General features: G+C 61.9%; 17 protein-coding genes. 9 read left to right on the forward strand and 8 right to left on the reverse strand.

The features are described 5' to 3' along the window. On the reverse strand, positions 1 to 4412 hold a 4412-nt coding region (locus NLX68_RS18955; RefSeq protein WP_254285241.1), incomplete at its 3' end, for a DUF5801 repeats-in-toxin domain-containing protein. A 256-nt stretch (positions 4413 to 4668) separates the two neighbouring features. Between NLX68_RS18955 and NLX68_RS18960 the strand changes: the two genes are divergently transcribed. After that, positions 4669 to 5409, forward strand: a complete 741-nt coding sequence (locus NLX68_RS18960) for a Mut7-C ubiquitin/RNAse domain-containing protein (RefSeq protein ID WP_254285242.1) — start codon at positions 4669 to 4671, stop codon at positions 5407 to 5409. 62 nt (positions 5410 to 5471) lie between these two features. On the opposite strand, the gene NLX68_RS18965 is transcribed toward NLX68_RS18960, so the two are convergent. Then, complete coding sequence (locus tag NLX68_RS18965) at positions 5472 to 6152, reverse strand: phytanoyl-CoA dioxygenase family protein (protein WP_254285244.1); 681 nt, start codon at positions 6150 to 6152, stop codon at positions 5472 to 5474. A 404-nt stretch (positions 6153 to 6556) separates the two neighbouring features. Here NLX68_RS18965 and NLX68_RS18970 point away from each other — a divergent pair, with 404 nt between their 5' ends. The 4 genes from NLX68_RS18970 to chrA all read left to right on the forward strand — a co-directional run bounded on the left by NLX68_RS18970 (position 6557) and on the right by chrA (position 9887). Then, on the forward strand, positions 6557 to 6715 hold the full coding sequence (locus NLX68_RS18970; RefSeq protein ID WP_254285246.1) for a hypothetical protein: 159 nt from the start codon (positions 6557 to 6559) through the stop codon (positions 6713 to 6715). After that, positions 6712 to 7383, forward strand: coding sequence for a DUF5710 domain-containing protein (locus NLX68_RS18975; protein ID WP_254285248.1), 672 nt, complete (start codon positions 6712 to 6714; stop codon positions 7381 to 7383). The genes NLX68_RS18970 and NLX68_RS18975 overlap by 4 nt, the downstream gene beginning before the upstream one ends. A 205-nt stretch (positions 7384 to 7588) precedes the next feature. Beyond that, positions 7589 to 8530 (forward strand): chromate resistance protein ChrB domain-containing protein, encoded by a 942-nt coding sequence (locus NLX68_RS18980; protein ID WP_254285249.1) that lies wholly within the window; start codon positions 7589 to 7591, stop codon positions 8528 to 8530. Further along, a complete protein-coding gene (chrA, locus tag NLX68_RS18985) occupies positions 8523 to 9887 on the forward strand; it encodes a chromate efflux transporter (RefSeq protein ID WP_254285251.1) in 1365 nt (454 codons plus the stop codon). Before NLX68_RS18980 ends, chrA begins: the two co-directional genes overlap by 8 nt. A gap of 93 nt (positions 9888 to 9980) precedes the next feature. Here chrA and NLX68_RS18990 read toward each other — a convergent pair whose 3' ends face one another. The 4 genes from NLX68_RS18990 to NLX68_RS19005 form a co-directional block, all read right to left on the reverse strand. Then, positions 9981 to 10625, reverse strand: a complete 645-nt coding sequence (locus NLX68_RS18990) for a tetratricopeptide repeat protein (RefSeq protein ID WP_254285253.1) — start codon at positions 10623 to 10625, stop codon at positions 9981 to 9983. A gap of 181 nt (positions 10626 to 10806) precedes the next feature. Next, on the reverse strand, positions 10807 to 12147 hold the full coding sequence (locus NLX68_RS18995; RefSeq protein ID WP_254285255.1) for an MFS transporter: 1341 nt from the start codon (positions 12145 to 12147) through the stop codon (positions 10807 to 10809). A gap of 43 nt (positions 12148 to 12190) precedes the next feature. Beyond that, entirely contained in the window at positions 12191 to 13732 is a 1542-nt protein-coding gene (locus tag NLX68_RS19000) for a class I adenylate-forming enzyme family protein (protein WP_254285257.1), read from the reverse strand. A gap of 2 nt (positions 13733 to 13734) precedes the next feature. Continuing rightward, on the reverse strand, positions 13735 to 14913 hold the full coding sequence (locus NLX68_RS19005) for an acetyl-CoA acetyltransferase (RefSeq protein ID WP_254285259.1): 1179 nt from the start codon (positions 14911 to 14913) through the stop codon (positions 13735 to 13737). 127 nt (positions 14914 to 15040) lie between these two features. Between NLX68_RS19005 and NLX68_RS19010 the strand changes: the two genes are divergently transcribed. From NLX68_RS19010 to NLX68_RS19020, 3 genes are all read left to right on the forward strand, one after another. Further along, entirely contained in the window at positions 15041 to 15613 is a 573-nt protein-coding gene (locus NLX68_RS19010; protein ID WP_254285261.1) for a LuxR C-terminal-related transcriptional regulator, read from the forward strand. 562 nt (positions 15614 to 16175) lie between these two features. After that, positions 16176 to 16718 (forward strand): adenylate kinase, encoded by a 543-nt coding sequence (locus tag NLX68_RS19015; RefSeq protein ID WP_254285484.1) that lies wholly within the window; start codon positions 16176 to 16178, stop codon positions 16716 to 16718. Between the two features lie 175 nt (positions 16719 to 16893). After that, the gene (locus NLX68_RS19020; RefSeq protein WP_254285485.1) at positions 16894 to 17307 is read left to right on the forward strand and encodes a c-type cytochrome; all 414 of its coding nucleotides are present in this window, start codon (positions 16894 to 16896) and stop codon (positions 17305 to 17307) included. Between the two features lie 203 nt (positions 17308 to 17510). Here the strand turns inward: NLX68_RS19020 and NLX68_RS19025 are convergent, their stop codons facing one another. Together NLX68_RS19025 and NLX68_RS19030 are read right to left on the reverse strand one after the other, a co-directional pair. Further along, complete coding sequence (locus tag NLX68_RS19025) at positions 17511 to 18410, reverse strand: proline iminopeptidase-family hydrolase (protein WP_254285263.1); 900 nt, start codon at positions 18408 to 18410, stop codon at positions 17511 to 17513. 96 nt (positions 18411 to 18506) lie between these two features. Next, positions 18507 to 19268: a LuxR family transcriptional regulator gene (locus NLX68_RS19030; protein WP_254285264.1), complete on the reverse strand. Its 762-nt coding sequence runs from the start codon at positions 19266 to 19268 to the stop codon at positions 18507 to 18509. Between the two features lie 174 nt (positions 19269 to 19442). Here NLX68_RS19030 and NLX68_RS19035 point away from each other — a divergent pair, with 174 nt between their 5' ends. Continuing rightward, entirely contained in the window at positions 19443 to 20333 is an 891-nt protein-coding gene (locus NLX68_RS19035; protein ID WP_254285266.1) for a proline iminopeptidase-family hydrolase, read from the forward strand. Position 20334 lies beyond the last annotated feature (1 nt).

Consider the following 20334-nt stretch of genomic DNA (forward strand, 5'->3'; position numbering starts at 1 on the left):
GTCAGGGTGCCGGCGCCATCGGCGCCAAACGCCGAGGTGAAGTTGGCGGCGAAGTTCTGCGTGGCGTTGGTTGCCAGTACGGTTTCGTCCACCGTCAGTATCGGCTCGGTGCCGGTGGTGTTGATGCTCGGGCCGTCATCCTTGAACACCAGGTTTTGCCCGATGTTCAGGGTGGCCTGGGCGCTGTCGCCGTCCTTGTCGGTTTTGGTTGCCGTCAGGGTCACCAGGTTGTCGGAGGTCAGGCTGGTGGAATCATCCGGATTGGTGGTGTCGGGATGGACCACGGCGCGGAGCTGGTCGAGGGTGACGTCACCGTTGGCGGCGACGCTGACGGTGAACACCAGTTGATTGGTCGTCGCCGTACGGCCTTCCACCACGCCGCTGTTGAGCGACAGGTTGACGGCCTCACCGGTGGCCGTGTCGGTCAGCCCGGAGGCCCCGGCCACCACGCCCAGCGCATAGGTCAGGGTGCCGGCACCATCGGCGCCAAACGCCGAGCTGAAGTTAGCCGCAAAGTTCTGCGTGGCATCGGTTGCCAGCACCGTTTCGTCCACCGTCAGCGTCGGTTCCGTGCCGGTGGTGCTGATGCTTGGCCCGTCATCTTTGAACACCAGGTTCTGCCCGATGTTGAGGGTGGCCTGGGCACTGTCACCATCCCCGTCGGTCTTGGTTGCCGTCAGGGTGACCAGGTTGTCGGAGGTCAGGCTGGTGGAATCATCCGGATTGGTGGTGTCGGGATGCACCACGGCGCGGAGCTGGTCGAGGGTGACGTCACCGTTGGCGGCGACGCTGACGGTGAACACCAGTTGATTGGTCGTCGCCGTACGGCCTTCCACCACGCCGCTGTTGAGCGACAGGTTGACGGCCTCACCGGTGGCCGTGTCGGTCAGCCCGGAGGCCCCGGCCACCACGCCCAGCGCATAGGTCAGGGTGCCGGCACCATCGGCGCCAAACGCCGAGCTGAAGTTAGCCGCAAAGTTCTGCGTGGCATCGGTTGCCAGCACCGTTTCGTCCACCGTCAGCGTCGGTTCCGTGCCGGTGGTGCTGATGCTTGGCCCGTCATCTTTGAACACCAGGTTCTGCCCGATGTTGAGGGTGGCCTGGGCACTGTCACCATCCCCGTCGGTCTTGGTTGCCGTCAGGGTGACCAGGTTGTCGGAGGTCAGGCTGGTGGAATCATCCGGATTGGTGGTGTCGGGATGCACCACGGCGCGGAGTTGGTCGAGGGTGACGTCACCGTTGGCGGCGACGCTGACGGTGAACACCAGTTCGTTGGTTATGGCCGTGCGGCCCTCCACCACACCGCTGTTGAGCGACAGGTTGACGGCCTCCCCGGTAGCGGTGTCAGTCAGCCCGGAGGCCCCCGCCACCACGCCCAGCGCATAGGTCAACGTACCGGCGCCATCGGCGCCGAACGCCGAGGTGAAGTTAGCCGCAAAGCTCTGCGTGGCGTTGGTCGCCAGTACGGTTTCATCGACTGTCAGTATCGGCTCAGTGCCGGTGGTGCTGATGCTCGGGCCGTCGTCCTTGAACACCAGATTTTGCCCGATGTTAAGGGTGGCCTGGGCGCTGTCGCCGTCCTTGTCGGTTTTGGTTGCCGTCAGAGTGACCAGGTTGTCCGAGGTCAGGCTGGTGGCGTCATCCGGATTGGTCGCGTCGGGATGGACCACGGCGCGGAGCTGATCGAGGGTGACGTCACCGTTGGCGGCGACGCTGACGGTGAACACCAGCTCGTTGGTTATGGCCGTGCGGCCTTCCACCACGCCGCTGTTGAGCGACAGGTTGACGGCCTCCCCGGTAGCGGTGTCAGTCAGCCCGGAGGCCCCCGCCACCACGCCCAGCGCATAGGTCAACGTGCCGGCGCCATCGGCGCCAAACGCCGAGGTGAAGTTAGCCGCAAAGTTCTGCGTGGCGTCGGTCGCCAGTACGGTTTCATCAACTGTCAGTATCGGCACGGTGCCGGTGGTGTTGATACTCGGGCCGTCATCCTTGAACACCAGGTTTTGCCCAATGTTGAGGGTGGCCTGGGCGCTGTCGCCGTCCTTGTCGGTCTTGGTTGCCGTCAGGGTCACCAGGTTGTCGGAGGTCAGGCTGGTCGAATCATCCGGATTGGTGGTGTCGGGATGCACCACGGCGCGGAGCTGGTCGAGGGTGACGTCACCGTTGGCGGCAACGCTGACGGTGAACACCAGTTGGTTGGTCGTGGCCGTACGGCCTTCGACCACGCCGCTGTTGAGCGACAGGTTGACCGCCTCACCGGTGGCGGTGTCGGTCAGCCCGGAAGCCCCGGCCACCACGCCCAGCGCATAGGTCAGCGTGCCGGCGCCATCGGCGCCAAACGCCGAGCTGAAGTTGGCAGCGAAGTTCTGCGTGGCATCGGTTGCCAGCACCGTTTCGTCCACCGTCAGCATCGGTTCCGTACCGGTGGTGCTGATGCTTGGGCCGTCATCTTTGAACACCAGGTTCTGCCCGATGTTGAGGGTCGCCTGGACGCTGTCGCCATCCCCGTCGGTTTTGGTTGCCGTCAGGGTGACCAGGTTGTCCGAGGTCAGGCTGGTGGAATCATCCGGATTGGTGGTGTCGGAATGCACTACGGCGCGGAGCTGGTCGAGGGTGACATCACCGTTGGCGGCGACGCTGACGGTGAACACCAGCTGATTGGTCGTCGCCGTGCGGCCTTCGACTACTGTGCCATTGAGCGACAGGTTGACGGCCTCTCCGGTAGCAGTGTCGGTCAAGCCGGAAGCCCCGGCCACCACACCCAGCGCATAGGTCAGCGTACCGGCGCCATCGGCGCCAAACGCCGAGGTGAAGTTGGCGGCGAAGTTCTGCGTGGCGTCGGTCGCCAGCACGGTTTCATCGACTGTCAGTATCGGCTCGGTGCCGGTGGTGCTGATGCTTGGGCCATCGTCCTCAAAGATCATCTTCGAGCCAATTTCGGCGGTCGTAGTAGAGGCTTGGCGCAGCGTGAAGCCACCGATATCGAAATCGGCGTGATTATTGCCCTTGGCGTCGGTGGCCGCGCCGTTCTCGATGAGCACGCGGTTGTGGTCTGCCGTTGTGGTGTATTCAATCTGGTAGCCAGCTTTAACGCCGGTGATGGTTGCAACCCCGGAAGCAAAGCTGATGACAATGGCCGGATCATTCGCCGAGCCGTCCGAGTTCTCGATCACCAGCCCGGTGCTGATGTTGATGACGCGAACATTGCTGATTGCAACCGACGCATCACCTACATAGCCGTTGATGAAATTCACGCCAGGTTCAGCAGCGGTGCTGAATGCGCTGACTTTTACCACCGCGCTCTTGCCGCTTTGCAACTGCACGACGTCGAACGTGGCCGACCTCGTATTGAAGACGTCGGTGAAGTCGATGTTGGATTCAACATCTGCTTCGTTCTGACTAAGGTTGGGAATGGTCACATTCTGCCGGGCACCGGTGACGAACGAAAAGCGGATGCCTTCCTGTTCGACAATCATCTGATTGTTGGTGCCGAAGGTGGTCGGGCCACCCGCCTGGCTGGTATTGATCGTGTCGCCCGTCGTTATATTGGCGCCGCTCGACTGGTCGGCGGGGTCCTTGCCGGTGGCGATAATGGTCGGGTCAGTAATCCGCAAGACTCCGCCGACGTCGACAACGGTCGGGGTCGCCTTCGTGAACATCAGGAACAGGTTCTGCCCGGAAGGCGCATTGGCCAGGCTGAATGCCAGGTCCTGGCTGGCGCCGATGAACACCTTGTTCAGCAGGTTGAGGGCATCGTCCGGGTTACTGGCGTCCGGATGCTTGAGCGGCTGGTATTCCACGGTCCAGATCTTGCCGCCGGTGACCGGCGATCCGCTTTCTTCAATGTAGGCCGCGAACACGATCGCGCCGGCTGGGCCCCCGGCTCGGCCTACCAGGATGTTGTTGTTGCTATCGGTATAGAGAAGGATGCTGGTGCCATCGAGGGTATCGAGTCCGCTGTCCAGGCCATTGAGCGGTGCGCCCAGGCTGTCGCTGAAGCTGACATCGGTAACGCTGCCGCCGGGTGCCGCGGTGATGGTGAACGCATCGCTGCCGGTGTTACCCACCGCACCCGTATAGCCACTCAGGGCTGCACCTGTTGCGGTACCTGCCCCCAACGCTGTCAACCGGGCAGCAAAGGCCGAGGGCAGCGCCGTGAGCAGAATATCATTGTCGTCAGCGTCTCCCGCAGGGCTTGCGGTGGCCGTGTTGTTCTGCAACCCGGCGGTCTCGTCCAACGAAACGTTCACCCCCGTCGCCACGACACTCAGGGCGCTGGCCACGCTGATGGCAGTGCTGGCGGGGGCGGCGTCTGCCTGGTTGGTGGAGGCGAGCGTGATGGGATACAGGCCGGCATCAGCGTCATCGGTAAGGTCGCTCGTCGGCGATGTGATTTTTTTGCGGATAGTCATAGCGCTCTCCCAAGCAATCCCAGCCACAGAGGCCGGAGCATGGAACCTTTACTGCTACCAGCCACCACTGTGAACAAGCGCGGGGAATTGCGCATCGGCCGATACTCCCAAGCGGCATGGGAGTTTCAGACTACTTGGGAGGGAGAACGGGATGACAAAGGCGTGCATCGCCTGTTCCGTTGCTGAATGAGGGGATCCGGATAGTCGTTGACCGGGCTCGACGCGCTCATCCCGCAGCCCTGCCATACTGATCAGCATGACCAGTGCAACCTTTCGCTTCTACGAGGAGCTCAACGATTTCCTGCCGGCCGAACGGCGGCGGCAGTCCTTCACCTGCGAGTGCGCGCGCGGGGCCACGGTCAAGCACATGATCGAGGCGCTTGGGATACCGCACACCGAGGTCGAGCTGGTGCTGCTCAACGACGAGTCGGTGGGCTTCGAGCGGGTGATCTTCGACCGTGACCGGCTGGCGGTGTATCCCAAGTTCGAAGCGCTGGACATCAGCCCGCTGCTACAGGTTCGTGCGCAACCTTTACGGGTGCTGCGCTTCATCGCTGATGCGCACCTTGGCGGGCTGGCCAGCCTGCTGCGCATGAGTGGCTTCGACACGCTCTACGACAATGGCTTCGAGGACGCCGAGATTGCCGAGATTGCTGCGCAGCAAGGACGCATCGTGCTAACCCGCGACCGCGAACTCCTCAAGCGGCGGATCATCAGCCACGGCTGTTACGTACATGCCCTGAAACCGTCGCTGCAACTGCGCGAATTGTACGAGCGCCTCGATCTGGCGCGTAGCGCGCGGCCATTCAGCCTGTGCCTTCATTGCAACCAGCCGCTGCACGCGATCAGCCCGGAACTGGCCCGGCCGCAGGTGCCGCCACGCATTGGCGCCCTCTATTCGCAATTCCTGCGCTGCGACGCCTGCCAACGGGTTTACTGGGAGGGTTCGCACTGGCGCGGCATGTGTGCACTGCTGGCACCGCTGCTGGACCAATAGCCAAGCGCATCGGGCCGGCTGCGTTGCCAGGGATAACTGGCTTTTGCGTCAGGTAGGTCAGGTTATATAGCCCCAAAGGCAAAATCCGAGGGATCGAACCGATCGCTCGTGTCCATCCGAACACTTCGCAGGCTCACTGTTTCCAGGTGTGACGCGTACAGAGGCTCAGAAAAGTAGCTAATCAGGAGGGAGCGACGGCGTGCGCCGATTGAGTTCAGACTGCCCGCATGCACTAAATCGACATCAAACACCAGGATGTCGCCAGCGGAGCCTGAAAGCTGCACAGACCGGGACTCGTCATTGAAGTCGAATGGCGGCTCTCCCTGCTCAGGGCGATGGCTGCCGGGGACGATACGTGTCGCGCCGTTCTCGGGACCATAATCGTCGAAATAAGCCAGCGCGCTCACTATGTCGCCTGGCCGTTGGGCCGACAAGTCGCGGTGCAGCTGCTGATGACCGTCACCTGCAAGGGGTTCGCGACCCTCCACCTGCGAGAGGAAGAACCGCTCTCCGATCAACTCACCAACCGCCGCCAGCACCTGCGGCAGACGACACACAGCCTGAACCGTCGAGTCAGTGTCTAACAGCGAATGGCGCCAGCCCATGCCACGCGGTACCGGCCATTGGCCCGATGGTGTCACCCCCGCATCGAACACGGCACGAAGGTCACCCAGCCACTCGGCCGGAATTGCTTGACGGAGCAGCACATAGCCATCTCGATGAAGTTGTTCGCGGTCAGTCATAGCTTCCTCAATGCCCTTACCACCCATGCGTCTTGCAGAACGGCCCAGAGCTGGACTAAAGCATTGGGCAATAGTCGGCCAATGATCAAGCGTAGCTTTTACCGGTCCAGTGAGCGGCGCGAACAGTATTGAGTGCCGTAATGAGAACCGGCCAGGTGCGAACATTTAGCACTCTAGTATTCAAGCCAAAGCAGCCGAAAAAAACCTGACTCCTTGTCCCGCAATGGGGCGGCCTGGGCTGGTGTACTGGCAACTAACGCCTCCCCCCCTGGCGACTTGTACTTATGGCGCCTGCGCTAACGACTGACGATGCCTGCTTCTCGCATCACCCCACTGCCCCGATCAACGCCGGATTTGCTAGCATCGGGCGCCCCCCACGGAGATTCATCGTTGCAAGGATAGCCATGAAGTCTTTCATTCGAATACTGCTTTTGATCACCATCGGTATCACACTCGGCACGCTCGCCGAGTACCTGGCCTGGGGCACGGCTGCAAAGTACGCCGTGATGCTCGCCGGGATCTGCATCGCGCAGCGTTGCCTGCGCTTCGAGGGCGCGTCATGACCCGGGCCGACCTGAATGTCCCTTTCGCAGAAAAGGATGAAGCCAAGGCCCTCGGCGCCCGCTGGGACCCGCAGCTGAAAACCTGGTACGTGCCTGAGGGCAAGGAGATCGGCTTGTTCGTGCGCTGGTTGCCCAGCCCACCGGAGCCGGCGCTGGAGCACCTGTCTGAGTACCAGATCCGCTCGCCCTACTACTACATTGCCGAGTCGCTGTCGGACTGCTGGAAGTGCAGCAACTGGGGCCGGGTGTTCGCCTTCCTCCTACCTCCGGAGCATGAGGAGTTCGAGGTGGTCGAGGATGAGGACGAAGCCTTCGCCCTGACCTGCCACCAAGGGTACTGGGCATGCCATGGCTACTACGCCAAGGTCTCGCAGCTAGCGTCGGTTTCGCCCGATGTGCTCGAGCAGCTTCGCCTGCGCACTCAGCAATACAAACCTGCACGTAGTAAAACCGCAGGCTGCATCTACTACATGAACCACTGCGAACACTGTGGCGCCAAGCTGGGCGACTTCTTCATGCACAGCGAGCCAGGCGGGGCATTTTTCCCGACCTGCCCTGAAGAGGCCGAACGCATCCAACTGCGCAGGGTTAATGGGGCATTTCGGGGCAACGGCAGCCTAGGCTTTTCGACACCCGACTTTGTGGAATACATGCAGCTGATTGGCTGATGAACGCGGATGAACTGCCGCGTTCGCGGGCAAGCCCATCCGCATCCAGCTGCGCAAGATAGCGCAGCAGCTCATCCTCTGCCCTCGCGCGGCGCGTACACCACGGCTTTTTCCCCCCGCCCTGGTTATCCCGGCAGGATGAGATTGACTTCGGTTTAATCAGTTTTAATGTAGAGTACATAACATTAATAGTTGAGAAATCTACATGATCGATTGGTCGCTATTGATTCTTGGTCTACCGACAGCGAATGCGACCGAGCGAATGCGTGCCTGGAGGACCCTGAAGTCTTCAGGCGCGACGGTTTTGCGCGACGGTGTCTATCTGCTCCCCGAGCTCAGCGTGAGCAAAGATGCATTCGAGACGGTCGAGCGAGACGTACTTAGCCTCAATGGCACGGCATACTTGCTGACGTTTTCGGCGCCGGAAGAACGCTTCAGTGCACTGTTCGACCGAAGCGATGACTACACCAAGCTGCTGGAAGACATTGCTGGCTGCCGAGCAGCGCTGACTCAGGACAATGCACCTCAAGTAGCGCGGCAGGTGAGAAAACTCAGGAAAGCCTATGGCCAGTTGACGACCATCGATTTTTTCCCTGGCGCACCCAAAGCCCAGGCCGATTCAGCGCTTCAAGACCTGGAGACGGCAATCAGTCGAGCGCTGTCTGCCGACGAGCCGACAGCCTATGAACAGCCGATCATCGTTCTTGATCGCAGCGCGTTTCAAAGGCGTAAATGGGCGACCCGAAAACGCCCGTGGGTAGACCGGCTTGCCTGCGCCTGGTTGATCCGCCGCTTTATCGATACGGACGCCAAAATCATCTGGCTGGATAGCCCGAAGGACTGTCCTGGCGAGGCGCTCGGTTTCGATTTCGATGGGGCCCAGTTCAGCCACACCGGCCAGCGAGTCTCCTTCGAGACCCTCATTGCCAGCTTTGCCCTTGAAGTATCGGGGCTATCGCGACTCGCCGCCGTCGTTCACTACCTGGACGTGGGGGGGAGCCAGCCCGTTGAAGCCCCAGGGATTGAGCGTGTCCTCACAGGGTTGCGGGAAAGTATTCTCGATGACGATCAACTGACCCAGGTTGCCGGGGGCATCTTTGATGGCCTCCTGGCGGCTTTCGCAAGCGAGGATGTTGCCAATGGTTGATACAACCTCTCCAATTAGCGATCAGCCGCAGGCTGATCCGCAGCCTGTCGGCTTGTTTGAAGCATTCCTGTTCTGGCTCAAACTTGGCTTCATCAGCTTTGGCGGCCCGGCAGGTCAGATTTCGATCATGCACCAGGAACTGGTCGAGCGTCGGCGCTGGATCAGTGAAAAGCGGTTTCTACACGCACTGAACTATTGCATGCTGCTGCCCGGCCCGGAGGCCCAGCAGCTTGCAACTTACATCGGTTGGTTGATGCACCGTTCCTGGGGAGGAGTGATTGCCGGGGCGCTGTTCGTGCTGCCGTCGCTTTTTATCCTGATCGGATTGTCCTGGGTCTATGTGGCCTTTGGTGAGGTGCCGGTGGTGGCCGGGATCTTCTACGGTATCAAGCCTGCGGTGACGGCGATTGTGGTTCACGCCGCTCACCGGATCGGCTCTCGGGCCCTGAAGAACGCTTGGCTTTGGGCGATTGCCGCAGCCTCCTTCGTGGCTATTTTTGCGTTGAACGTTCCGTTCCCGGTGATCGTGCTGGTTGCCGGTATCAGCGGTTATGTCGGTGGCCGCTTAGCCGCGGACAAGTTCGTCATTGGCGGCGGGCATGGTGCTGCGAAAGCCAATTACGGCCCCGCCCTGATCGATGACGACACGCCAACGCCCGAGCACGCGCGCTTTCGCTGGGCGCATCTACTGCGCCTGGCGCTGGTTGGTGCCGGGTTGTGGCTACTGCCAATGGGGGCATTGATAGGGTCGTTTGGCTGGGACAGCACCCTGACCCAGATGGGCTGGTTTTTCACCAAAGCCGCTTTGCTGACATTCGGCGGCGCCTACGCGGTGTTGCCTTACGTCTACCAGGGTGCCGTTGGTCATTACGGCTGGCTGACGCCTACCCAGATGATTGACGGGCTCGCGCTGGGCGAAACCACTCCTGGGCCACTCATCATGGTGGTGGCATTTGTGGGGTTTGTCGGTGGGTATGCCAACCCAATGTTTGGTGCCGATCAGCCTTTCCTTGCCGGCGCAATCGCGGCCAGCCTCGTCACCTGGTTTACGTTCCTGCCGTCTTTCCTTTTCATCCTGGCTGGCGGACCGTTGGTGGAGTCGACTCATAACGAGCTGAAGTTCACCGCCCCACTCACCGGCATCACCGCCGCAGTGGTAGGCGTGATCCTCAACCTGGCGCTGTTCTTCGGTTATCACGCGCTTTGGCCAAACGGCTTTAACGGCACGTTTGAATGGCCATCTGCGGTGATCGCGGTCGGTGCCGCCGTCGCCTTGTTTCGCTTCAAACGGGGAGTCATTCAAGTGCTGTTAGTCTGCGCGCTGGTTGGTATGACAGTGCATTTGCTACAGCGGTGAGGTGGAGTACATATGAACGTCCGCTTTTGCCCTCCCACAACGTGGTCGGCAACGCTACCGGCTGGCGGCGGCCAGACCTGGACACGGAGAAGCTCAACCGTGCACCAGGTAGGCCCCTGACGGAACCCGATACCGCAGCTTCTTGCATTTGCCGGGTGCGGGCTGATGCCCCGGCGGGCGATCAGGAAACCAGATTCGGCATTTACCCGGCGGCGGCAAATGGCTGCGGGGAATTACAACGTCATCGTACCCAGGCTGGGTGGATTGTTCGGCAACGCCCAGTGCTGCCTCGCTGCGCCTTTGCGCCTGCTCTTCCTGCCTCTTCTGTACTGCGACCAGGTCCGCCTTGACGCTGGGCGGGGTACCCGAAGACCGGGCCTGCTGCGCCGCCTGGATCAATTGGAAGTTGCGGTTGCGTAACTCGACGTTGCGACCAACCCGCATGTTCGAGCGCGCCGCCAAGGTTTCAGCCTGCTGGTACTGCCCCTGCTGAAGACGCAAGACACCGAGGTAATGCAGCGTCGCTGGATTGTTCGGCTGGATATGCAGGGCTCGCTCCAGCGTGGCAGCGGCTTGGTCCAACTGGCCATTTTCATACTGCCGCGAGGCGGTTTCGATGAGGGTGGTTGATGCGCTGTTACTGTGCGCGGCCGCTGTTCGTTCAGCAGCAACCGCACAAAACGACGCGACGGCGCAGAACACCAGGATCAGACCCGGGAGAAAATTCTTGGTTGGCATCAGGGGGCGGACTCGACTGATCTCGGACGGCACTGCCGTAAACAGACCACAGTGCTGCTCGGCATTGCCGATACAGGGCCCCCATTGACCTGGCCAGTACCCTGAAGTTCCCGTTGCAGCCGCCACCGCAACTTCGATTGTGACAGGCGGCGCCAGCCAACGCTGGCGCCGACCGACGGGCTCAAGGCTGCAGATTTACCAACCCTGGCACCGCCGCGCCACCCTCATGCCGAACGTCATGGCCACACGCAACGAAATCCTCCTTGCGCAGCACCACCAGTGCCAGCAGCGACGCGACCCCGGTCGCCACGTAGAAGTACCAGGGCGCAGTGATGTCGCCGGTGAGCTTGATCAGCCAGGTGGAGATCAGCGGCGCACTGCCGCCGAACACCGCCACCGGGATGTTGTAGGCCACGGCGATGCCGGTGGAGCGGATGCGCGTTGGCAGCAGCTCGCTCATCAGGGCGTAGGTCGAGGACGCGTACAGCCCGAACAGGACCGCCACGGCCATCAACGGCCAGAACAAGGTGGCCGGGGTGGCGCCGGGCGCGGTCTTGAAGAACCAGTACATGGCCAGCGTCGCCAGGGTGCCGATCACCATCAGGAACGGCTTGCGCCCATAACGATCGGTGAAGGCGCCGCCGAAGGGCATGACCACCGCCGCCGAAAGGCTGGCGACGAACACATAGAGCAAGGTGGTACCGCTGTCGAACTTGAGGGTGTTGGACATGTAGGTCGAGGCGAAGGTCAGCACCAGGTAGAAGATCGAACTGTGCAGGGTGATGATGAAGAACACCAGGGCGATCGAGCGCTTCCACTGCCAGACTTCGCGCAGCGGCGCCTTGGAGGTCTGCCCGGCCTCGACCAGGGCGAGAAACTCCGGGCTGTCCTCAAGTTTCAGGCGGATGTACATCGAGATGAAGCCCAGCGGCCCGGCGATCAGGAACGGGATCCGCCAGCCCCACTCCTGCATCAGTTCGGCGCCCAGGGCCCAGGTCATACCGTTGGCCACGGCGCCGCCCAGGAGCAGGCCGAGCACGGCGGTGACCATCAGCCAGCAGGTGGCGAACCCCCGGCGCCCAGGCCCGGCATATTCGGAAATGAAGCTGGTGATGGTGCCGATTTCGCCACCGGCGGAGAAGCCCTGCACACAGCGGATCAGCACCAGGATCACCGGCGCGGCAATGCCGATGCTGGCGTAGGTTGGCAACAGGCCCAGCAGGCAGGTGGAGCCGGCCATCATCACCAGCACGGTGATCAGGGTCTTGCGTCGGCCGATCCTGTCGGCCAGGGGGCCGAAGAACAGGCCGCCCAGGGGCCGGATGAAGAAGCTCAGGGCAAAGGCCGCGAAGCTTGCCAGCAGGCTGCTGGTGGGGTCGTCAGAGACGAAGAAGGCCTTGCCGATGTACAAGGCCAGAAAACCATAGACGCCATAGTCGTACCACTCGATCAAGTGGCCGGAAGTGGCGCCGATGAAGGCCCGGCGCCGCTGGCGCTGGGAGTTGGAAGTTGACACGCCCATCGTGGGGACTCCTGTCGTAGTGCTATCCATGAAATGCAGTGCTTCAGAGGTTGCTCAAAGGCCCCATGGGGTCCTGCAGCCACTGGCGCAAGCGGGTCTTGAGAATTTTGCCATAGCTGTTCTTCGGCAGCTCGGCACAAAACAGGTACTTCTTCGGTTTTTTGAACGAGGCCATGCGCGCCAGGAACCAATCGTTGAGTGCCTGCGCATCGAGGCTGTGGGGCGTGCGCAGGACCACGAAGGCCACCACCGACTCGCCCCAATGGGCGTCGGCCTCCCCCACCACGCACACTTCGAACACCTCGGGGTGCTGGACCAGCACTTCCTCGACTTCCCGCGGGTAGATGTTACTGCCGCCGGAGATGATCACATCCTTGCTGCGATCGGTAAGGGTCAGGTAGCCCTGTTCATTGAGGAAACCGATGTCGCCGGTACGCAGCCAGCCATCCACCAGGGCCTCCTGGGTGGCTTGCGGATTGTCCCAGTAACCCTGCATCACCGCCGCCCCGCGCACGGCGATTTCCCCAGGTTCGCCGGGGGCCAGGGGCTGGCCTTGCGCATCCACCACACGTACCTCGACGCAGGCGTGGGCACGCCCGACCGAGGCGGCAATGACCGGCCAGTCGGCATGCCCGCGGTCGGCGATGGCCTCCCGCGACAGCGCGCTGATGGTCATCGGGCATTCGCCCTGGCCGTAGATCTGCACCAGGCGCGGGCCGAAGGTGTCCAGGGCCTGGGCGAGGTCGGCCAGGTACATCGGCGCCCCGCCGTAGACGATGGTTTTGATCCCTTCGCCGCAATAGCCCTGCTGCCGGGCCTGGTCGACCATGCGCTTGACCATGGTCGGCGCGGCAAACAGGCTGACCTGGCCCAGCGCCTGCGCCAGCTCGAACAACTCCGCCGCCTGGAACCCCCGGGACGCCGGCACCACGTGCCGGGCGCCACAGCGCACATGGATGAAGTTGTACAGGCCGGCGCCGTGAGACATCGGCGCGGCATAGACCACCGCGTCATCAGCGGCCACCGGATCGACGTCCAGCGGATAGCACAAGGACATGGCGATCAGGTTGCCATGAGACAGCATCACGCCCTTGGAACGCCCGGTGGTGCCGGAGGTGTAGAACAGCCAGGCCAGGTCGCTGTCCTGCCGCGGATGTGGCTCCAGCAGTTCACCGCCCGGCACCGGGCCTTGATCGTCCGGCCCGGGTGCGGCCAGTTCGCGGCAGCCGACCGGCAGCGACGCGCTGTCGAACACCCGGCCCTCATCGGTATAGACCAGCCGTGCCCCGGCATTGTTAGCAATCCAGGCGGCTTCCAGTGCGTGCAGCTTACTGTTGATCGGCACCGCCACCGCCCCGCTCCACCAGATGGCGTACAACAGTTCGAGATAAGCGCAGCTGTTCTTCATCAGCAGCGCCACCCGGTCGCCCGGCACGATGCCGTACTCGTCGCACAGTTGCAGGGCGCGTGCCCGGGCCTGGGCGGCGAACGCCTGGTAGTCGGCGACCTCGCGGTACCCCTCGAACAGCGCCGGCCGCCGCGGCCAGCGCTGGGCCGCAGCGTGCAGCCAATGGGCGATGTTCATCCTCAGACCTTGACCGCTTGCAGGACGCTGGCGTAGTTGGCCACCGCCATGCCGCCCATGTTGAACAGCAAGCCGAACTCGGCACCGGGCACCCCCAGGCCGATAGGTTCACCGACCAGTTGGGCAAAGCCCAGGGCATGCATCGATACCCCGGTGGCCCCCACCGGATGCCCCTTGGCCTTGAGCCCGCCGGACAGGTTCACCGGCAGGCGGCCGCCCTGGCGTACGATGCCCGCGTCCAGCACCCGGTGGCCCTCGCCCTTGGGCGCCAGGCCCATGGCTTCGTAGATCAGCAGTTCGGCGATGGTGAAGCAGTCGTGGACCTCGGCGAAACTCAGGTCGCCGAGGGTCACCCCGGCCTCGCGCAGGGCCCCCTGGATGGCCCGTTGCGGCCCCTCGAAGGCCAGCACGTCGCGGCGCGACAAGGGCAGGAAGTCGTTCACCTGGGTCATGGCACGGATCGCCACCTGGCGCCGCATCGAACGGGCGCGCCGCGGCGAGGCGAGGATGATCGCCGCCGCACCGTCGCTGATCAGCGAGCAGTCGGTCAGGCGCAGTGGCGGAGCGATCAGCGGGTTGCCTTGGGAAACATTGTTGCAGTGTTCGAAGTCCATCACCCGGTGCATCTGCGCCAGGGGGTTGGCCATGGCATTGGCGTGATTCTTCACCGCGATCGCGGCCATCGAGGCCAAGGGGCTGTGGTAGCGCTCGGCGTACTGCTGCGCCACCTGGCCAAACAGCTGGGCGAAGCTCAGGCCGGCCTCCTGAAGGGCGTTCTGGTAGCCGGCGCCGGCCAGGGCCCGGGTGACTTCGACGGTGCTGTTGCCGGTCATTTTCTCCGCGCCGACCACCAGTACCAGTTCGGCGGCACCGCTGCGGATCGCGTTGATCCCGGCCTGGATCGCCGCTGAGCCTGAGGCGCAAGCGTTCTCGCAGCGCGTGGCGGGCTTGAAGCGCAGTTGCGGGTCGGCCTGGAGCATCAGCGAGGCGGGGAAACCATCCGCCACCAAGCCGGAGTTGAAGTGCCCGAGAAACAGTGCGTCGATTTCTGCTGCGTCGATCGCCGCGTCCGCCAAGGCGTCGCGGGTAACCTTGACGATCAGGTCCTCGAGGTTCAGGCCGTCCAGGCGACCGAAAGGACTGTGGGCGGCTGCGACGATGGATACGGAATCGTGAGTCATGGTGATTTTCTTCTGTCCTTGAAGCGCGTATTCCATACAATGATTCAGTGCCCGAATAGCACGCTAGTTGGGGCAACTACTTACGCCAGTAAGTAGTACCCGAGATAAACCCAAGGCAGGATGCCTGATGACCGTACACGATCCGCGATTCCAGGACCTCGAGCGCCTGGCCTTCCAGGTTTCTCCCGCACCGCAGATGATCACCGGACATCGGCGCATGCTCGACTGCAACCAGGCCTTCGTCCGCCTGTTCGGCTACGAGCGCGAACACTTGCAGGGCCACCTGACCCTGCTGCTGTACCCCTCCCAAGCCGACTACCAGAGCATCGGCGAGCGCAGCGAGCACTGGCTGCGCAACGGCCCCGGCGCCTTCTACTCCGACGAGCGCTTCATGCAGCATCGCAACGGCGAGGTGTTCTGGGCCCGGGCCCACGGGTTTTCCCTGACGGTCGAGGACCCGTTCAAACTGATGGTCTGGCATTTCGAGCGCCTGGACCGTCAGCCGGCGCCGACCATCCAGCTGACCCCGCGCGAACGGGAGATCTCGCTGCACATCGTCAACGGCCTGACCTGCAAGGAAGTGGCGCGCAAACTGGGCATTTCCCACCGCACCGTGGAAGTCCATCGCGCCCGGCTGATGAAGAAGCTTCAGGCCAAGAACAGTGCAGAGCTGGTGTCGAAAATCATCTTCATCACTTGAGGCTGCGAGCTTATCCATTTGCTGTGGCGCCGAATGGATAAGCTCGCAGCCTCAACAACCCAACCCAAGGACCATAGCCCCGGGATTGCGTGAAGAACCATTTTTTCGACCAAGAGTTTTCATCCATGGATGCCCGTTTCTCTATTTCATTAGCCCTGCTGCTCGCCCCCGCCCAAGCCGCAACCACCGGCCAAATACCCTGTCCTTGAAGTGTTCGAGCAACTGATCGACGAACCGGCCGCACCCGACTCGATCATCCGCCAAGGTGACTAGGTAGAGGACACGTTGCGCGTCACCGGCTGGAGCTTCACAGGCGGCTGGCAACACCTGCCGGAGCACAGCGAAGGGGCCTTTCGCCAGTACAGTCACCTGCAAGGTCGGCGCCGCGCTGCCAGCCAGCCAGATAAACCCCGCCTTGCAAGGCATGTCCAAGCCACTGACCTGCTCCAAGCTCAAGACCGCAGTCAGAAGCGGTCATTTACAGTCCAGAAAAAAGTGAGACTCAGGCGGGTATGGGATATCTTGCTGGCCTCGAAACCGACTTGCATTCATGGAGGAAAAATTGCGGATTTACATTACAGGGGCTTCGTGTGCGGGCGTGACCACTTTGGGTCAAAACCTCGCAACTCTGCTTGGTGTACGACATGCAGATGTCGATGATTTTTTCTGGATGCCCACGAACCCTCCTTTTACGACCAAGCGACCTGTCAGTGAGCGTGTGCCATTGCTCCAGCAAACACTCGGTGACGAAGACTGGCTGCTGACCGGTTCTTGTATCGGTTGGGGAGATGCGTTGATTGCCCATGCCGATCTGATTGTGTTTGTTGTGACCGCAACGCCCGTTCGCCTTGAACGGCTGGCCGCACGTGAAAAAGAGCGCTTTGGAGATCGGATAGCACCAGGTGGTGACATGCATGAGATACATGTGGCCTTTCGGGAATGGGCCTCGCAGTATGACAATCCGAACTTTTCAGGACGCAACCGAGCGTGGCATGAGGCGTGGCTATCAGAGCAAACGGCTCCGGTCTTACGGCTTGACGGGATGAACAGTGCTGAACAGATGGCTGCGGATGTCATTCATGCGTTGTCGCAAGTATCGCAATAGCTCGAAGCCGGAACGGTCGAGGCACGACGTTCAACGCGTTTTAGTGATGTCCGCCATGGGTCGGTTTCCACCCTTGTCGCGCAGGCATATTTCGTAAAGACCCTAATGAACACTCTGGGTTCAAATGTTATCGAGCGCATTGAGCGTTGCATTGGTAACGCTGGGCTTGCCCTCGATGCGGATCCTATTCATACAACACGGACAAATAAAAATTAAAATACCATTCATTGCTTTACTCGGGATGTTTTCACTCATTCAAACATCACCCGCCTTCGCGGATAATACCAATGGGAAAAATCTCTATTTACAGAGATGTGCCGTGTGTCACGGAGCAGATATCAAGGGGACAGGGCCATTGGCCAATAAAAGCAATCCGCCAACCCCTGACCTTACAACATCGGCTTTCAAGAGGCGACTGAGTGATTACCCGGGTGTTATTGTATCTTCCATAATACTTCGCCCCAATGGAAACTTAATTCCAAAGACGCTACAGGAGAACGGTGTAAAGATACCGCCGCACGCCTGGAGCATTAAGGATCTGCGCGATCTACATCAATACATGAGTGGTGTGATTTCAAAAACACGATGATCTTGAGATGAGCGGCAGGTGCACGCCATGTACCGGGGTCGTGGCTTGCCCGCAGGGGGCTGAGCCCGAGGTTCGAAGGTGCAGCGATTGCCTGCATGGGAAGGTAGATTGGCGACGCAGGATTTTCTTGAACCTCCACATGGAAAATCCTGCCTACACCAATCGTAAGGTAGTGATCGCCAGAATGAGGGCCGCTACGAACGCTACAGGCTCTCGTCAAGGAACTTGACCACGGTACCCATGCAGGCCACCCGCTCCTCCACATGGGGCATGTGGCTGGAGTTCTCGAACAATGCCCAGCGGATGCCCGGGATCAGGTCCAAGTACGGCTTGACCACCAGCGGCGTGGCTTCGTCATGGCGTCCTGATATCAGCAGGCTCGGCACGTTGATCTGCGGCAGGCGGTCGACGATGGTCCAGTCCTTGGTGCTGCCGATGATGTGGAACTCGTTGGGTCCGGTCATGGCGTGGTACACGGTCGGGTCGGCATCGACCTGGGCGAAGGTGCGGGCCACCTCGTCCGGCCAGGGGTTCAGGCGGCACACGTGACGGTCGTAGAACACCCGGGTGGCGGCGATGTAGTCGGCGGCGGTGTAGTCGCCCACGGCTTCATGGCGCAACAGTGTGGCCTGCACGTCCTTGGGCAGCCTCTCGCGCAGGCGGTTGGCCTCGCTGACCCAGGTGCGCATGTCTGCCGGCGAGTTGGCGATCACCAGGCAACGCAGGCCCGCCGGGCGCTGCACCGCGTGCTCGCTGGCCAGCATGCCACCCCAGGACTGACCCAGCAGGGCGTAGCGGTCGCTGATACCCAGGTGCTCGAGCAGGTTGTCGAGCTCTTCCATGAACAGCTTCACCGTCCAGAACGACGACGGCATCTGCGGCAGGTGGGTCGAACGGCCATTGCCCAGCTGGTCATAGTGGATGACCGGGTAGCCACCGGCCGCGACATCCTTGTAGGCATCGACATAATCGTAGGTGCAGCCCGGCCCGCCATGCAGGATGACCAGCGGGGTGCGACCACAATCCAGGTCACCCGTGACGCGGTACCAGGTCTGATAGTCGCCGAACGGGGCAAAACCTTCATGCGATTTGATGAGTTCCATTTCATCCGGCTCCGTGCGAATCGTGGAGCACACAATAGCCCTACGCACGACGAGGCATAACTAGAGAGTTCTCTAGGTTTTCGGATTTTTTACCACTCAGTTGTCGAGCAGACGGTAGTGCACCGCCCGGGCGACCGCCTGGACCCGGTTCTTCGCCCCCAGCTTGTGCATGGCCGAGGTCAGGTGCAGGGAGACCGTGGCCAGCGAGCGGGTGAGCATTTCGGCGATCTGCGCCGCGGTCAGGCCTTCGGCAGCCCAGCGCAGGCACTCGAGCTCACGGCGGGTCAGGCGGATGGCGCGGCTGGCGGCCTCCTTGCCCAGCAAGGGATAGGCGGCCTCCTGCAAGGCATGGGCGATCAGGCTGAAGTCGGCGAGGTGTTCCCGGGCATCGTCCAGGTCACGCTGACTGGCCTGGGGACGCAGGCCGGTCAGGGTCGCCAGCCCACCGCGCGGCAGGTGGATGGGCACGGTGACGCCGCAGGCCAGCTGCGCATCGAGCAGGTAACCGACCACCGGCGCATGGCGGCGATCGATCAGGCGCTGCAGGACGGTCTCGCCCTTGGGCAGGTACGACCAGGCGAACGGCGCGATGGAGGAAACGGCCAGTTGCTGCACCGGGTCGATCTGGTAGAAGCCTTCGGAGCACCACAGGTCCTGCCAATCCCTCGGGGTCTGGCGCAGCCTGACCACTGAGGGGGTGATCAACTCGCCGAGGTGATCCAGCGGCACCGGGCTGTAGTCGTACACGAGGGCATCGAAGCCCAGTTGCGCCGCCAGCTCGGCGACGCTATCCATCTGTGCGTCCAGGCTACTGTCCGACGACAGACGGGTATGGAGATCAGCCAGCTTGGCCTGCATTCCTTACACTCCCTGTGTATACCCTGTTGGATTTCCATCTTGAAGTCCGCCGAGTAGAATGCCACGGCTCGGCGCGGGACTGCCAGACAAAACCTATAAGAAATACTAGCTTGTAGGCGGCGCACTCTCCTGTGCAGGGTATAGCTGTAAGCCATGGCCAACAGGAGAGTAGCGATGTGGCGTGAGATGCAACCTGACCAGCTGTTCAATGTATCGGTCGATGGCCACAATCTCGTGGTGTACAGCTTTGGCGAAGGGGACGAGGTGCTGCTGTGCCTCAACGGCGGGCCGGGCCTGCCCTGCGACTACCTTCGCGATGCCCATGCCTGGCTCAAGGACAAGGGCATCCGCGTGGTCGCCTTCGACCAATTGGGGACCGGCGCCTCCGACCGCCCCGACGACGACAGCCTGTGGAACATCACGCGCTACGTGGCCGAGGTCGAGCAGGTCCGCCAGGCCCTGGACCTGGGCCGCGTGCACATGCTGGGACATTCCTGGGGCGGCTGGCTGGCGATCGAGTACGCCATCCACCACCCGCAGTCGCTGAAAAGCCTCATTCTGGAAAACACCGTCGGCGACATCCCGCACCTGATCAGCGAGCTGGAACGCCTGCGCAGCGCCCTGGGCAGCGAAACCGTGGCGATGATGCAGCGCTACGAAGCCCAGGGGAACCTCGACCATCCCCAGTACCAGGCAGCCATCACCCTGCTCAACTACCGTCACGTGTGCCGCCTCGACGAGTGGCCGGCGCCGGTCAAACGCTCGCTGGACGACTGGAACATGAGCCCCTACACCACCATGCAGGGGCCCAACGAATTCCTCTATATCGGCAACCTCAAGGACTGGAACCGCCTGGAGCAAATGCGCGAGTTCCGCATGCCGGTCCTGATCACCACCGGCCAGCACGACGAACTGTCCCCCGCCTGCGCCCTGCGCATGAAACTGGCACTGCATGACCAGGCCGAGCTGCACGTGTTCCCCAACAGCAGCCACATGCCGTTCTACGAAGAGCCGCAAGCCTACTTCCCGGTGTTGCTGGATTTCCTGCAGCGCAACCGGGGCTGAT

The sequence above is a fragment of the Pseudomonas sp. SBB6 genome (assembly GCF_024213215.1).
In the GTDB taxonomy this organism is placed as follows: Bacteria; Pseudomonadota; Gammaproteobacteria; order Pseudomonadales; family Pseudomonadaceae; genus Aquipseudomonas; species Aquipseudomonas donghuensis.

Excerpts from the sequence above, each read along its gene's own strand:
- NLX68_RS19000 (WP_254285257.1), bottom strand. The coding sequence starts at position 13,732 with ATGAACATCGCCCATTGGCTGCACGCTGCGGCCCAGCGCTGGCCGCGG.
- NLX68_RS19005 (WP_254285259.1), bottom strand. The coding sequence starts at position 14,913 with ATGACTCACGATTCCGTATCCATCGTCGCAGCCGCCCACAGTCCTTTC.
- NLX68_RS19025 (WP_254285263.1), bottom strand. The coding sequence starts at position 18,410 with ATGGAACTCATCAAATCGCATGAAGGTTTTGCCCCGTTCGGCGACTAT.
- NLX68_RS18970 (WP_254285246.1), top strand. The coding sequence starts at position 6,557 with ATGAAGTCTTTCATTCGAATACTGCTTTTGATCACCATCGGTATCACA.
- NLX68_RS19020 (WP_254285485.1), top strand. The coding sequence starts at position 16,894 with ATGCGGATCCTATTCATACAACACGGACAAATAAAAATTAAAATACCA.
- NLX68_RS18990 (WP_254285253.1), bottom strand. The coding sequence starts at position 10,625 with ATGCCAACCAAGAATTTTCTCCCGGGTCTGATCCTGGTGTTCTGCGCC.
- NLX68_RS18965 (WP_254285244.1), bottom strand. The coding sequence starts at position 6,152 with ATGACTGACCGCGAACAACTTCATCGAGATGGCTATGTGCTGCTCCGT.
- NLX68_RS18980 (WP_254285249.1), top strand. The coding sequence starts at position 7,589 with ATGATCGATTGGTCGCTATTGATTCTTGGTCTACCGACAGCGAATGCG.
- NLX68_RS19035 (WP_254285266.1), top strand. The coding sequence starts at position 19,443 with ATGTGGCGTGAGATGCAACCTGACCAGCTGTTCAATGTATCGGTCGAT.
- NLX68_RS18960 (WP_254285242.1), top strand. The coding sequence starts at position 4,669 with ATGACCAGTGCAACCTTTCGCTTCTACGAGGAGCTCAACGATTTCCTG.
- NLX68_RS19010 (WP_254285261.1), top strand. The coding sequence starts at position 15,041 with ATGACCGTACACGATCCGCGATTCCAGGACCTCGAGCGCCTGGCCTTC.
- chrA (WP_254285251.1), top strand. The coding sequence starts at position 8,523 with ATGGTTGATACAACCTCTCCAATTAGCGATCAGCCGCAGGCTGATCCG.
- NLX68_RS18975 (WP_254285248.1), top strand. The coding sequence starts at position 6,712 with ATGACCCGGGCCGACCTGAATGTCCCTTTCGCAGAAAAGGATGAAGCC.
- NLX68_RS19030 (WP_254285264.1), bottom strand. The coding sequence starts at position 19,268 with ATGCAGGCCAAGCTGGCTGATCTCCATACCCGTCTGTCGTCGGACAGT.
- NLX68_RS18995 (WP_254285255.1), bottom strand. The coding sequence starts at position 12,147 with ATGGGCGTGTCAACTTCCAACTCCCAGCGCCAGCGGCGCCGGGCCTTC.